This is a genomic window from Rathayibacter sp. AY1B4, from assembly GCF_002932815.1.
GTDB lineage: Bacteria > Actinomycetota > Actinomycetes > Actinomycetales > Microbacteriaceae > Rathayibacter.
Map to the genome: position 1 here is coordinate 76,660 of NZ_PSWN01000001.1, position 12,840 is coordinate 89,499.

Genomic DNA, 12,840 nt, shown 5'->3' on the forward strand with positions numbered 1-12,840 from the left:
ACGCGCTGGAGCATGCCCGCAGGAGCGCGGCTCCTTCCGCCGTCAGAACGGTGGCGGCGCATCGCTGAAGCTCGGCCTGCGCCGCGGCGGGGCTGGCGGCGCGGGCGGATCGGGTGGACGGGTGACCACGCGGCGGCCCGTGGGGGTGGTCCAGTCGGCCGATCCGTCGGGGTGGAGCGTGTAGGTCCAGCGGTCGCCGTGGCGGACGTGGTGGTGGGCGACGCAGAGCGACGCCAGGTTGTCGAGGGCGGTGGCGCCTCCGTGACGCCACTCGAGCGTGTGGTCGGCCTCGGCGGTCGCCGCGGGCCGGGTGCAGCCGGGGAAGCGGCATGTCCGGTCGCGCAGCTGGAGGGCGAGGCGCATCCGCGGGGGAGGGAGGCGGTGCGTGCGTCCGACGGAGACCACGGCGCCCGTGCTCGGATGGGTGAGCACCGGGGTGACGGCCGAGTCGGCTCCAAGGAGCTCGCGCGCGACGCCGGCCGGGATGAGGCCGTAGCCGTCCAGTTCCGCGGGGGTCTCGTCCTGCCCGGCCGCGGTGCTCGCGGCGAGGGTCAGACGCACCTCGGCCCGGATGCCGCGAGCGGACGTGCGCGGACGCTCGTCGCCCGGCGCCGTGCCGGACACGTCGCCGTCGCAGAGCAGGTCGACCAGGGCGTCGGCCCGCAGCTGCGCGAGCGTGCGCTCCTCCGCTGCACCGCTCCCGTCGCCGTTCCCGTCGCGGAGGGTGCGGGCGATCCGGTCGAGCCGCGCGAGCGCACCGAAAGCGGCCGGAGCGGGGAGGGTCGCGCAGAGCGTGGCCATGCCGTCCTGCTCGGGCGAGACCCGGACAGACCGGTCCTCCCGAGCGCGGGCGTGCCGGTCGGCCAGAGGACTCTCGTGGAGTTCGTCCCGCAGCCGGGCGAGGCATCGCCGCAGCTGGGTCGGCGTCATCGAGGCGGCCAGTCCCGCGGCGCGCTCGTCGAACTCCGGGAGGGTGGCCGGCGGCAGGGTGGCCGCGACTCCGCAGATGATCTGCCCCGCCTCCCAGCGCAACCGCGCCTCGGCCAGCGCGGCGCGCGTGCAGGGCAGGTGGTCGACCAGCAGGCGGGCGTGCTCGAGCTCGCGCGCGGCCACACGCTCGGACACGGCGAGTGCGACGGCGAGCTCGGCCCGGACGGAGCGCTCCACGAGGTCGCGCGACTCGGCGGGAGACCCGCCGCGGGCGAACCCCTCCGGGCGACGCAGAGCAGCCGTGTACGCCTCGTGCAGCGCCTCGGCGGAGGCGAGGTGGAGCGGAGCCGCCGAGCGGGCGAGCAGCGCCGCGCGGTCGCCGAGGGCGCGGACCTCCTCGAGTCCCTGCCGCATCCCGACCGCCATACCCGTATTGAACCAGTGACCACCGACACGCGGGCCGCAGGTGCGTCCGATCGGGAGGACCCGCTCGCCGGACGGCCCTGTGGAGGAGGCTCGCCGCACCAGCGGACGTCGAGCCGGTTCCGATCAACCGGATCAGGACGATCCGCACAGGACCGACGTCGCCGTCAGCAGGACCACGAGGACGCCGATGACGACGAGGAGAGCTCCGCCCGCGGCCGTCAGGAACGGCGACTGCCCCGAAGGCCGGGCCCGTTGCCCGTGCTTCCGCAGCTGATCTCGGGCCCGCGCAGAGATCCGCTCGCTCTGAGTGATGAACACCACACCGAAGATGATCGCGATCGACGCCTAGGTGAGGGCGACGATCCGGTCCTCGATCACCGTCCGGAGGCCCTTCCCTCCATCACGGCCCTCCTGCCGACCAGCGTCTCGCGACCCTCCCCGACGACCCCCGCCACACCGCGAAACACCGGCGAAACGTCCGTCGCATAGGCTCTCCGGGTGAAACGACTGTTTCTCTCCCGCTCGTGAAGAGGTGGCCCATGACCGCGCCCGCACCGTTCCTCCCCGTCGATCCGCCGCCGCGCCTGCTGATGGGGCCGGGCCCGATCAACGCGGATCCGCGCGTCCTGCGTGCGATGTCGGCGCAGCTGGTCGGGCAGTACGACCCGTTCATGACGGCGACGATGACGGAGACGCAGGAGCTGTACCGGCAGGTATTCCGCACCCGCAACGAGAAGACGATGCTCGTCGACGGCACGAGCCGTGCGGGCATCGAGGCGGCGCTGGTCTCGATGCTGGAGCCGGGCGACCGCGTGCTCGTGCCGGTCTTCGGGCGGTTCGGGCACCTCCTCCGGGAGATCGCGGAGCGCTGCGGCGCGGAGGTGCACGTGATCGAGGCCGAGTGGGGGCAGGTCTTCCCCGTCTCGGCGATCGCCGAGGCCCTGGCCCGGGTGAAGCCGAAGATGCTGGCCGTGGTCCACGGCGACACGTCGACCACCATGGCGCAGCCGCTGGAGGAGCTCGGCGCCCTCTGCGAGAAGCACGGCGCCCTCTTCTACACCGACGTCACCGCCTCCCTCGCGGGCAACGCCTTCGCGACCGACGAGCTCGGGCTCGACGCGGTCACCGCGGGGCTCCAGAAGTGCCTGGGCGGCCCGTCCGGATCGGCTCCCGTCACCTTCTCGGAGAAGGCCGTCGCGGTGATCGAGTCGCGCAAAAGCATCGAGGCGGGGATCCGCGACGAGGGCGACACCGTCAGCGCCCGCCGCGTCCGCTCCAACTACTTCGATCTCGGCATGGTCTTCGACTACTGGGGGCCGCGCCGCCTCAACCACCACACCGAGGCGACCACGATGCTCTATGGCGCGCGCGAGTGCGCCCGCATCGTCGTCGAGGAGGGCCTGGACGAGACGGTCGCCCGCCACGCGCTGCACGGGTCGGCGATGCTCGCCGGAGTCCGCGGCCTCGACCTCGAGGTGTTCGGCGACGTCGGGCACAAGATGACGAACGTCGTCGCGGTGCGCATCCCGCAGGGCGTGAACGGTGACGCGGTGCGCGGGGAGATGCTCGCCGACTTCGGCATCGAGATCGGCACGTCCTTCGGGCCGCTGCACGGGAAGGTCTGGCGCATCGGCACGATGGGCTACAACGCCCGGACGGACGCGGTGCTGACCACCCTGGCGGCGCTGGAGGCGGTGCTGCGCCGCGCGGGCGCCTCCGTGCCGGTGGGCGGCGGAGTCGCGGGGGCCTACGAGGTCTACGGGGCGGCACGCGCATGACCGGCACCACCACGGACCCCGCCACCACGACCGCGCCCCCCGCCGCCACCGCCGCCCCCGCCCTCGACGCCGCCGCGATCATGGCCCGCTGCGACGAGCTCGCCGCGGTCTCCTCCAGCCGCGACGGCATCGAGCGGGTCTACCTCTCGCCCGAGCACGCCCGGGTGAACGCGATGGCCGCGCGCTGGATGACCGAGGCCGGCATGCGCACCTGGCAGGACGCGGCCGGCAACCAGTGCGGCCGCTACGAGGGCGCGACTCCGGGACTCCCGGCGCTCCTGCTCGGCTCCCACCTCGACACGGTCCCCGACGCTGGCCGCTACGACGGGATCCTCGGCGTGATGCTCGCGATCGCCGTGGTGTCGCGCCTGCACGGGGCGGGCCGGCGCCTGCCGTTCGCCGTCGAGGTCGTCGCGTTCGGCGACGAGGAGGGCACCCGCTTCGGCACGGCGCTCCTCGGCTCCCGCGCCCTCGCCGGCACCTGGGACGAGCACTGGTGGGAGCTCGAGGACGCCGACGGGACGACGCTCGTCGAGGCGTTCCACGAGTTCGGGCTGGACCCCTCGCGCATCCGCACCGCCGCGCGCGACGCGCAGGACGTTCTCGCCTACCTCGAGGCACACATCGAGCAGGGCCCCTACCTGGAGGAGGCTGACCGCGCCCTCGCCGTGGTCTCCTCGATCGCGGGCGCCCGCCGCTTCGCACTCACCCTCACCGGCAAGGCCGGGCACGCGGGCGGGGTCCCGCTCGACCGCCGCCGCGACGCGCTCACCGGGGCGGCCGAGGCCGTGCTCGCGGTGGAGCGCATCGCGCGGGAGCAGGGCGTGATCGCCACGGTCGGCCGGCTCGAGACCTTCCCGGGCGCGGTCAACGTCATCCCCGGCCGGGTCGAGTTCAGCCTCGACCTCCGCGCCGAGACCGACGCCCAGCGCGACGCGGCGTGGGACGCCATCGAGCACGCGATGTCGGAGTCGGCGTCGCGCCGCCGTCTCGCGCTGACGGTGGAGGAGACCCATTCGGCCCCCGCGGTCGTCGCCTCCTCTCGGCTGCAGGACGTCGTGCGGGCGGGCATCCGCGCGACCGGGGACGCGGAGCCGATGGTGCTGTTCTCCAAGGCCGGCCACGACGCGATGGCGGTCGCCGACCTCGCCGAGTACGCGATGCTCTTCCTCCGCTGCGAGGGCGGCGTCAGCCACCACCCGGACGAGAACGTGACCGAGGCCGACGTCGCGACCGCGCTCGACGCGTTCGAAGCGGCCGTGCTGGCGCTCGCCGACGGGACGCCGACCGCGTGACTCCCGCCCCGGCCCCCTCGCCGAGCATCGGCCACCGCATCGATGCCGGCTACGCCGCGCTGTCGCGGCAGGAGCAGCGGGCGGCCGACTTCATCCTCGACCACCTCGGCGACCTGGCCGTCTACACGGCGACCGAGCTCGCCCAGCACAGCGGAGTGTCCAAGGCCACGGTCTCGCGGCTGTTCCGCCGCCTGGGGTTCTCGAACTCGCAGGAGGTGCGCGAGCACGCCCGGGCGCTGCGGTCCTCCGGTGTGCCGGTCGGTCCCGCGCAGGGACAGGGGGATCCGCTCGCCGCGCACCTCGAGAGCGAGCGGGCGAACCTGGCCCGGCTGGCCGCCGCGTTCGGCGACGGGCGGCTGGAGGAGGCGGTGCGGCTGATCGCGGGAGCGCGCGAGGTCGTCGTGATCGGACTGCGCAACAGCTACCCGGTGGCGCTGCACCTGCGCCAGCAGCTCGCGCAGGCGCGCGGACGCGTCCGGATCGCCCCGCAGCCCGGCCAGTCGCTCAGTGAGGAGCTCGAGGGGCTCGGGGCCGAGGACGTCGTGGTGCTGGTCGGCTTCCGCCGCCGCCCCGCCTCCTTCGCCGCCCTGATCGGGACGCTCGCCGCGCGCGAGGTGCCCGTGGTGCTCCTCGCGGATCCGCCCGCCCGGCGCTACGCGGAGCACGCGGCGGTCTGGCTGGAGTGCCCGGTCGACAGCGGCACGGCGCTGGACAGCTACGCGGCGGCGATGAGCGCGGTCGCGCTCGTGGCGTCCGGAGTGCTCGGCGCGTCCCCGAGGGAGTCGCGCGAGCGGATCGCCGGGATCAGCACGGCCTACGCGGAGCTCGCCGAGCTGGAGGACCGGCCGTGAGCGAGGCGGCGGAGCTGATCCGCGCGCACGCCAAGGACCCCGTCGGCCAGGCCGATCCGACTCCGGCCCTCGGCCGTGCCGAGCTGATCACCCCCACCTGCGGCGACCGGATCGAGCTGCGCGTCGACGGCGGTGCGGAGCAGGTGCGCCTCGCCTGGAGCGGGCGGGGGTGCGAGGTCTCGCGGGGATCCGCGTCGCTGCTCGTGGACGGTCTCGACGGGCTGCCGGCGTCGGACGTGCGGGAGCGGATCGACGCGTTCCTCGCGGCGATGGCGCACCGGGAGGGTGCACTCGCCGGCGAGGAGCAGGCGCTGCTCGCGGTGGCGGGCAACCCCGTCCGCTCCGTCTGCGCGACGCTGGCCTGGCGGGCGCTGGCCGCCGCCCTCGACGACGCAGGCCTGGCGTGAACCGCTCAGTCCGGCCCGTCGCGGTCGGCTCCCGACCACAGATCGCCGCACTCCACCCCGCGCGCGCCCCTCGCGCGGAGCAGGTCGCGCGCGCCGGAATCGCCGTGCACGCCCTCGAGGAGCTCCGGCCAGTGGTCCCGTCCCAGCAGCACCGGATGACCGGGCCGACCGCGGAAGACCGCGCGGGCGAGCACGTCCGGCGCGACCGGCGCCTCCGCGAGCAGCCGGGCCCCCACGCTCGGCGGCTCCTCGGGCAGGTCGACCAGGGCGACCAGCGCGGCGACGCCCTCGGCCGCGGCGAGACCCGCGCGGAGCGACGCCGAGAGGCCGGTCTCCCACTCCGCCGCGACGACCACGTCCGCGGACGGCGGCACCAGGAGGCGCGCCCGTCCGGCCTCCGCGCCCAGGACCACGAGCACCCGCCCGCAGCCCACCGCGCGGAGCCTCTCGACGGCTCGCTCCACCCAGGGAACTCCCGCCGCGTCGCACCGCAGCGCCTTCGGGCCGCCCGCCCGTCGCCCCGCACCCGCCGCGAGCACCAGCCCGACGAGGTCCCGACTCCCGACCAGATCCATCCGACCATCGTGCCGCAGGCCGAGCCCCTGCTCCGCCGGACGAAGGAGACCGCATGACAGACATCCGATCCGAGACCGCCCGCGACGTGCTGCTCGCGTGCCTCGCCGTCCCGCGCTGGGCCGACGAGGTCGCCTCCGGCGCGCCCTACCCGTCGGCCGACGCGCTGGCCGACGCGGCCGAGCGGGCCGCGCGCACGCTCACCGAGGAGGAGGTGGAGGCGGCGCTGGCCGACCACCCCCGGATCGGCGAGCGGCACGCGGGCGCGGGGCGCTCCTCCGCGTTCTCGGCCGCGGAGCAGGCTGCGAGCCGCACGGGCGACGAGGAGCTGACCCGGCGGCTGCTGGCCGGCAACCGCGCCTACGAGGAGCGGTTCGGGCGCGTGTTCCTCCTCCGCGCGGCCGGCCGCGACCGGGCCGAGGTCGTCGCGGAGCTGGAGCGGAGGCTCGGGCTCGACGACGAGACGGAGGCCCGCATCGTCGCGGAGCAGCTGCGGGAGATCACGGTGCTGCGCGTCCGCGGCCTCGACGACGGGCGCCTCGTCCGGGCGGAGACCGCACGATGAGCGGGCACGCCAGCCGCGTCACCACCCACGTGCTCGACGCCGTCCGCGGCCGCCCCGCGCGCGGGGTCCCGGTGGCTCTCGACGCCCGTGTCGGCTCCGGCTGGGAGCGCCTCGCCGAGGCCCGCACCGACGACGACGGCCGCGTGGCGGCCTTCGGGCCGGAGCGCCTGGCCGCCGGGGTGCACCGGGTCGTCTTCGACACCGGCGCCTGGTTCGCCGCCTCGGGCACCGAGTCGTTCTACCCCGAGGTCGTCGTCGCCTTCCGCCTCGACGACGAGGAGGCGCACTTCCACATCCCGCTGCTGCTCAGCCCCTTCGCCTACTCGACCTACCGGGGCAGCTGATGCAGCTGCAGGACGTCCTCGACGCGCCGCAGCTGCGGCTGCGCGTGCTGGTCGCCGGCGACGGAGCGCTCGCGCGGCCGGTCGACGGCATCTTCACGACCGATCTCCTCGATCCGCGCCGCTACATCTCACGCGATCAGCTGGTGCTGACCGGTCTGGTCTGGCGTCGGGACGCCCAGGACAGCGCGGCCTTCGTCGCCGCGGTCGCGGACTCGGGTGCCAGCGCTCTGCTCGCCGGCGAGGGGCTGCTGGGCTTCGTGCCGGACGACCTCGTCGTCGCCTGCCGCGAGCACGACGTCCCGCTGATCGCCGTGCCGGCCGATGTGTCGTTCGGCGCGATCACGGCGCACCTGTCGAACGCCCTCGCAGGCGACCGCGTGGCCCGGCTGACGGCCGCCCTCGCCCGCCAGCGGGAGCTGCTGACCGAGGTCTACCGGGGGCAGCAGCTCGACGAGCTCGTCACGCGCACCTCGCGCGAGCTCGGACTCCCCGTGTCGGTGCTGACCGCCACCGGCCGGACCGCGGCCTCCGCCTCGCCCCTGGGCCTGGGGGAGATCGAGCGGGTCGTGCACGCGGCGCTCACGGCCCGGCGCAGCCCGGTCGTGGTCGCGGACGCCCGCGGCGGCGCCCTGTCGGTCCTCACCGTCGCCGGAGCGGGCGAGCACCGCGCCACCTCCTGGCTGGTCGTCGTCGGGGGCGACTGGAATGACTGGCCCGCCGCAGTACTCGACGCCGTGACGGAGCTCGCCGGAGTCGTGGGGGTCTACCGGCTGCAGCGGGAGGCGGCGCTCTCGGCCGACTCCGCTCTCGCCGACCGCCTGCTCGAGCTCGTGGAGGAGGACAGCGAGCAGCCCGAGGCCGCGGTGTACCTGCGGCAGCTCGGACTCGGCGGCGCCGGGCGGTGCGCCGTGGTCGCCGCCGAGTTCGAGGGCGACGCGCCCCCGGACCTGGCGCGCCGTGTCCTGGTCGACGCCGCCGCGCACCTGGGCCGCGCCGTGGTCGGACGCGACGCCCAGGGCTGCGCGGTGGCGGTGCTGCCCACCGAGGCGACCGATGCGATCCCCACCGGCGCGGATCCGCTCGCCGTCGTCACCTCGGCGCTGCGACGAGCGGGAGCCGCGTGGCCGGGCGCCGTGCTGCGCGTCGGGACGAGCGCCGCGACTCCGCTGCCCGCGCTCGGCGGCGCCGTCCGCTCGGCACGCTACGGGATGCTGCTGCCGGGCTCTCCGGGCGACGACGCTCCGGTGCGGGTCAGCGACTCCGGGGAGGTCACCTCCGCCGTGCAGCTGCTGAGCGCGGTCCCCGACCACCTGCGCTCGGTGTTCGTCGAGCTGGTGCTCGGGCGGCTCGTCGAGCACGACGCGCGCTACGGCTCGCAGCTGGTCGCCACGCTCGCGGCGTTCCTCGACTGCGGCGGCTCGTGGGTGCGCACGGCGGAGCAGACGCACCTGCACCTGAACACGGTGCGGTACCGCATCGCGCGGGTGGAGGAGCTGACGCAGCGCGACCTGTCGGACACCGCGGACCGCGCCGACCTGTTCCTGGCGCTGCGCCTGCGCTGACGGCCGGGTGCGCGCGGTCCGCACCGCGCCGCCCGGGCCGGCCCCGTCACTCCGGAGGCGCGATCCGCCTGCCCCGGACGTGCACCGCGGCGATCGCCGGCTCGCGCAGGGTCATCAGCAGGGCGAAGAGCAGCTGGGCCGTCGCCTCCTCCTCGTCGTCCGCGCGGATCCCGTGGGCGAGGACGTCGGCGAGCGGCTCCCACCGGTCGGGCTCGATGCGGAGGAAGTCCGCGTCCTTCCCGGGGTCGAGGCTGCCGAACCGCTCCTCCTGGTCGAGCGCCCGCGCGCCGGCGAGCGTCGCCGTGAACAGGAGCTCGGCCGGATGCAGGGCGACGGCCGCGTCGCCGGGCTCCGAGAGGTGCACCTTGAAGGCGTCGTTCGCCACTCGCGCCAGCAGCCACTCGTCGCCCGCGCCCACGTCCGTGCCGAGGGCGACGGTGACCCCCGAGGCGGCGGTCCGGCGCCAGGGCATGGTGCCGGAGCCGAGGAACTGCTGCGAGGTCGGGCAGTGGGCGATCGAGGTGCCGGTCTCCTCCATCCGGTGCAGCTCCGCGTCCTGGCAGTGCACGGCGTGGGCGAGGATCGTGCGCGGCCCGAGGAGGGAGGAGCCGCCGCGCGCGGAGCCGGGCAGGAAGAGCCCGTCGTAGGTGTCGAGGTAGCTGCGGGTGCCGTACGAGCCGAGCACGGCGGCGATCTCGCCGTCGCCGGGCCGGTCGTTCTCGTTGAGGTGGCTGTGCACGTAGACGCCGCGTCCGCGGACGTCGTCGTAGAGGTCGCCGAGCGCTCCGAGGGTCCGGGGAGTGACGGACAGCGAGAACCGCGGGACGATCGCGACCTGCAGGAGCGGGTCCCTCCCGTGCCAGCGGTCGATCTCCTCCGACGCGAGCGTCAGCGCCTCCTCCTCGGAGGTGATCAGGGGCGCCGCCGAGGCCGGGCCCGTGGTCTGGATCCCTCGCCCCGACACGATCCGCAGCCCCGCCTCGCGGGTGCGCTCGAAGAGGGCGTCCTGCGCGGCCGGGAACGCGGAGCCGAAGACCATCGCGGCGGTCGTGCCCGCGGCCACCCGCCGCCGGGTGAAGGCGCGCGCGACGACGTCGGCGAACTCCGGGTCGGCGAGCCGCGCCTCCGCGGGGAACACCGTCCGGTCGAGCCACTCGAGCAGCTGGCCGCCGCCGAAGCCGTCGGTCGAGAACGTCTGGGGGAAGTGCACGTGCGCGTCGACGAAGCCGGGCAGCAGGATCGACGCGGCGTCGCCGGAGACCGGCAGGAGCGCGAAGCGGTCCGGCAGCTCGCGGTACGGACCGACCCAGGCGATCGTGCCGTCGTCGTCCACAGCGAGAGCGCCGTCCGGGATCGACACCAGCGACTCCTGCGCGGTCGCGAGCGTCGCACCCCCGGCGACGTGCAGCACGTGCCCCCGGTGGACGCCCCCGGCGCCGGTCACACCAGGCTCGTGTAGGCGGTCCAGGCGGATCCTGCGGGCGGCGCGTCGTCGCGGGTGACGCTCGCCTGGATCAGCCCGTAGGGGCGGTCGGCGGCGTGGAAGACCTCGTTGTCGTTCTCGACGCCGAAGGGCGAGAGGTCGTAGACGAAGTGGTGCTTGTTCGGCGCGGAGAGACGGATCTCGACGATCTGCGGGTACTCCTCCAGGACCGCCTTCCCCATCTCGAAGAGCGTCTGCTGGAGGGCGAGGGAGTGCACGGTCGCGAAGCGGCTCGTCATGAGCGCCTTGACGCCCGTGTAGACCGCCTCCCAGTCCATCGCCGCGATCTCGTCCTCGCTCAGGGCGAAGCGCCACCTCGCGACCAGCGAGGTCGCCATCACCCGGTCGTTCGTCGGCTGCAGGACCGTGTACGGGTCGGTGAGGAAGCCGTGGAACTCGCTCCCCGTGGACTTCAGGATCGTGAGGTCCTTGAAGCCGCCGGTGATCCAGATCCGCCGCTCGTCGCCCGAGCCCTCGACCGTGACCGACGCGATCCGCGTCTCCTGGCCCTTCCGGACCCAGGTGTGGTCGTGCTCGCGCCCGTCCACCAGCACGCGCTCCCAGGCGAACTCCTCGATCTCGATGCGGGCGCCGTGGACGGGCTCGTAGCCGTCGACGAAGTGGCGGGCCAGCTCGAGGCCGTAGGGCTCGATCGAGCGCAGGCCCTTCTCCTTGGCGAAGGCGTACGCCGTCTGCTTCTGCGTGTCCGTGGGCAGGACGGCCGACTGGTCGCCCTCTCGGTGCGCGGCCTCGAAGTCGCCGCGGAGGGCCGTGGAGACGTTGACGTCGTGGATCTCGTGCCGCGGGGTCTCGCGGTAGATCCGCACGACGCGGTTCTCGGCCTTCCCGTACTGGTGGTCCCCGAGGATGATCGACATGTCCGCTCCTGTCCGTTCCGTGCGGCCGGGCCCGGTCACGCGGTGGTGACCGTCCTGCTCGCGGCTCCTGCGAGCCCGTCTGCCAGCCTCGCGCCTGCCGGGGGCTCCGCGCACCGGCGGAGCATCCCGAGGAGCCGCCGCCGGGACTCCGAGTCTTGTGCGATCCGCCCGCTCCGCGGCTCCGACCCGCCTCCGTTCACACGCTCGAAACCTGCCGATGACACGGCGGCGCTCGGCGTGAGCGGTCGAGCTCCCCGAGGTGTCGTCAGGGAGGCGGGGGATCGGCGGGTCGAGGTCAGGGGCGGGTGAGGAGGCGCCCGGCGGGCGGGACCGTCGCGGCGGTGACGCGGCGGCCGCCCACCCAGGTGGCGGCGACGGCGCCGCGGAGGACGCGGCCCTCGTAGGCCGAGACGGGGTTCCGGTGCGAGAGGGCATCGACGTCCACGCGCCACTGCGCCTCCGGGTCGAACGCGACCAGGTCGGCGTCGGACCCCGCGTGCAGCAGGCCCTTCTGGCCGAGCCCGGCGAACGCGGCGGTCGCCGTGGACATCCAGGCGACGACCTGCTCGAGCGGGATGCCCCGCTCGCGGGCCCCGGTCCAGACCGCGCGGAAGCTCAGCTCGAGTCCCGAGATCCCGCCCCAGGCGACGCCGAAGTCGCCGCCGGCGGGGAGCTTCAGCTCGGCGGTGGCGGGGGAGTGGTCCGAGGCGATGATGTCGATCGTCCCGTCGAGCAGCCCCTTCCAGAGCAGCTCGCGGTTGCGCTCGTCGCGGATCGGCGGGCAGCACTTGAACTGCGTGCCGCCGTCGGGGATCGAGCCGGCGTCGAAGGTGAGGTAGTGCGGGCAGGTCTCGGCGGTGATCGGCAGCCCCTCGGCCTTGGCCTCGCGCAGGAGCGGCAGCGCGTCGGCGGAGGAGAGGTGCAGGATGTGCGCGCGGCAGCCGGTCTCGCGGACGGCCTCGATCACGTGCAGGATCGCGCTGCGCTCGGAAGCGGGCGGGCGGGAGTCGACGAACGCGCCGTAGGAGGCGCCGGGCTCCAGCGCGCTCGCCTCCAGCTCGGCCGGGTCCTCGGCGTGCACGATCAGCAGTCCGTCGAAGGCGGCGATCTCGCGCATCGCCTCGACGAGCTGCTCCCGGCTCAGGTGCGGGAACTCGTCCACGCCGCTCGGCGAGAGGAAGCACTTGAAGCCGAAGACGCCCGCGTCGTGGAGCTCACGCAGCGTGCCGAGGTTCGAGGGGATCGCCCCGCCCCAGAATCCGACGTCCACCTGCGCCTGCGGCCCGGCGGCCGCGCGCTTGGCCTCGAGCCCCGCCACCGTGGTGGTCGGCGGGATCGAGTTCAGCGGCATGTCGATGATCGTGGTGACGCCCCCGGCGGCGGCCGCACGGGTGGCGGAGGCGAAGCCCTCCCACTCCGTGCGGCCCGGCTCGTTGACGTGCACGTGGGTGTCGACGATCCCCGGGATCAGGACCTGGCCCTCGGGGAGGACGATCTCCTCCGTGGTCCGCCAGGGGGCGTCCCGCTCGCCGACCGCGACGATCAGGCCCTCGGCGATCGCGATGCTGGCCGGACGCCGGCCGTTCTCGGTCAGCACGTCCGAGGCGCGGATCACGAGGTCGAGGAAGGGAGCGTCGTCAGGCATGGATCGACCCTATACTCGGCATGTTTCCTGCGTGTGAGCGCCCGTCGGCGGCTCCGCCCGGCCTCCCCGCAGCCCCGGCGCCGTCGCCTCCCGTCCGAGAGGA

General features: G+C 74.8%; 12 protein-coding genes. 7 read left to right on the forward strand and 5 right to left on the reverse strand.

Going from position 1 to position 12,840, the window contains the following annotated elements; all coding sequences use genetic code 11:
* Positions 1 to 42: 42 nt before the first annotated feature.
* Positions 43 to 1,344, reverse strand: coding sequence for an HNH endonuclease signature motif containing protein (locus C5D66_RS00395; RefSeq protein ID WP_181028811.1), 1,302 nt, complete (start codon positions 1,342 to 1,344; stop codon positions 43 to 45).
* Between the two features lie 551 nt (positions 1,345 to 1,895).
* Between C5D66_RS00395 and C5D66_RS00405 the strand changes: the two genes are divergently transcribed.
* Genes C5D66_RS00405 through C5D66_RS00420 form a run of 4 tightly spaced genes read left to right on the forward strand, consistent with a single transcriptional unit; the run spans position 1,896 to position 5,687 of the window.
* Complete coding sequence (locus C5D66_RS00405) at positions 1,896 to 3,134, forward strand: alanine--glyoxylate aminotransferase family protein (protein ID WP_258061365.1); 1,239 nt, start codon at positions 1,896 to 1,898, stop codon at positions 3,132 to 3,134.
* A complete protein-coding gene (locus C5D66_RS00410; RefSeq protein ID WP_104326771.1) occupies positions 3,131 to 4,429 on the forward strand; it encodes an allantoate amidohydrolase in 1,299 nt (432 codons plus the stop codon). Before C5D66_RS00405 ends, C5D66_RS00410 begins: the two co-directional genes overlap by 4 nt.
* Positions 4,426 to 5,280, forward strand: a complete 855-nt coding sequence (locus C5D66_RS00415) for a MurR/RpiR family transcriptional regulator (protein ID WP_104256290.1) — start codon at positions 4,426 to 4,428, stop codon at positions 5,278 to 5,280. The genes C5D66_RS00410 and C5D66_RS00415 overlap by 4 nt, the downstream gene beginning before the upstream one ends.
* Positions 5,277 to 5,687 (forward strand): iron-sulfur cluster assembly scaffold protein, encoded by a 411-nt coding sequence (locus C5D66_RS00420; RefSeq protein ID WP_104256291.1) that lies wholly within the window; start codon positions 5,277 to 5,279, stop codon positions 5,685 to 5,687. The genes C5D66_RS00415 and C5D66_RS00420 overlap by 4 nt, the downstream gene beginning before the upstream one ends.
* A gap of 5 nt (positions 5,688 to 5,692) precedes the next feature.
* Here the strand turns inward: C5D66_RS00420 and C5D66_RS00425 are convergent, their stop codons facing one another.
* Entirely contained in the window at positions 5,693 to 6,262 is a 570-nt protein-coding gene (locus tag C5D66_RS00425; RefSeq protein WP_104256292.1) for an NTP transferase domain-containing protein, read from the reverse strand.
* Between the two features lie 53 nt (positions 6,263 to 6,315).
* Here C5D66_RS00425 and uraD point away from each other — a divergent pair, with 53 nt between their 5' ends.
* Genes uraD through C5D66_RS00440 form a run of 3 tightly spaced genes read left to right on the forward strand, consistent with a single transcriptional unit; the run spans position 6,316 to position 8,731 of the window.
* Positions 6,316 to 6,825 (forward strand): 2-oxo-4-hydroxy-4-carboxy-5-ureidoimidazoline decarboxylase, encoded by a 510-nt coding sequence (gene uraD / locus C5D66_RS00430; protein WP_104256293.1) that lies wholly within the window; start codon positions 6,316 to 6,318, stop codon positions 6,823 to 6,825.
* Positions 6,822 to 7,169, forward strand: a complete 348-nt coding sequence (gene uraH, locus C5D66_RS00435) for a hydroxyisourate hydrolase (RefSeq protein ID WP_104223494.1) — start codon at positions 6,822 to 6,824, stop codon at positions 7,167 to 7,169. Before uraD ends, uraH begins: the two co-directional genes overlap by 4 nt.
* A complete protein-coding gene (locus tag C5D66_RS00440; protein ID WP_104256294.1) occupies positions 7,169 to 8,731 on the forward strand; it encodes a PucR family transcriptional regulator in 1,563 nt (520 codons plus the stop codon). Before uraH ends, C5D66_RS00440 begins: the two co-directional genes overlap by 1 nt.
* A gap of 46 nt (positions 8,732 to 8,777) precedes the next feature.
* Here the strand turns inward: C5D66_RS00440 and C5D66_RS00445 are convergent, their stop codons facing one another.
* The 3 genes from C5D66_RS00445 to allB all read right to left on the reverse strand — a co-directional run bounded on the left by C5D66_RS00445 (position 8,778) and on the right by allB (position 12,737).
* The gene (locus tag C5D66_RS00445) at positions 8,778 to 10,175 is read right to left on the reverse strand and encodes an amidohydrolase family protein (protein WP_104256295.1); all 1,398 of its coding nucleotides are present in this window, start codon (positions 10,173 to 10,175) and stop codon (positions 8,778 to 8,780) included.
* Positions 10,172 to 11,092 carry a factor-independent urate hydroxylase gene (gene pucL, locus C5D66_RS00450; protein WP_104256296.1) on the reverse strand — a complete coding sequence of 307 codons (921 nt, stop codon included), beginning with the start codon at positions 11,090 to 11,092 and terminating at the stop codon, positions 10,172 to 10,174. Before pucL ends, C5D66_RS00445 begins: the two co-directional genes overlap by 4 nt.
* Positions 11,093 to 11,387: 295 nt before the next feature.
* Entirely contained in the window at positions 11,388 to 12,737 is a 1,350-nt protein-coding gene (gene allB / locus C5D66_RS00455; protein ID WP_104248249.1) for an allantoinase AllB, read from the reverse strand.
* Positions 12,738 to 12,840: the final 103 nt, after the last annotated feature.

Bases quoted from the DNA above. Each gene is read 5' to 3' on its own strand.
- pucL (WP_104256296.1), bottom strand. From the start codon at position 11,092: ATGTCGATCATCCTCGGGGACCACCAGTACGGGAAGGCCGAGAACCGC.
- allB (WP_104248249.1), bottom strand. From the start codon at position 12,737: ATGCCTGACGACGCTCCCTTCCTCGACCTCGTGATCCGCGCCTCGGAC.
- uraD (WP_104256293.1), top strand. From the start codon at position 6,316: ATGACAGACATCCGATCCGAGACCGCCCGCGACGTGCTGCTCGCGTGC.
- C5D66_RS00440 (WP_104256294.1), top strand. From the start codon at position 7,169: ATGCAGCTGCAGGACGTCCTCGACGCGCCGCAGCTGCGGCTGCGCGTG.
- C5D66_RS00405 (WP_258061365.1), top strand. From the start codon at position 1,896: ATGACCGCGCCCGCACCGTTCCTCCCCGTCGATCCGCCGCCGCGCCTG.
- C5D66_RS00425 (WP_104256292.1), bottom strand. From the start codon at position 6,262: ATGGATCTGGTCGGGAGTCGGGACCTCGTCGGGCTGGTGCTCGCGGCG.
- C5D66_RS00410 (WP_104326771.1), top strand. From the start codon at position 3,131: ATGACCGGCACCACCACGGACCCCGCCACCACGACCGCGCCCCCCGCC.
- C5D66_RS00395 (WP_181028811.1), bottom strand. From the start codon at position 1,344: ATGCGGCAGGGACTCGAGGAGGTCCGCGCCCTCGGCGACCGCGCGGCG.
- uraH (WP_104223494.1), top strand. From the start codon at position 6,822: ATGAGCGGGCACGCCAGCCGCGTCACCACCCACGTGCTCGACGCCGTC.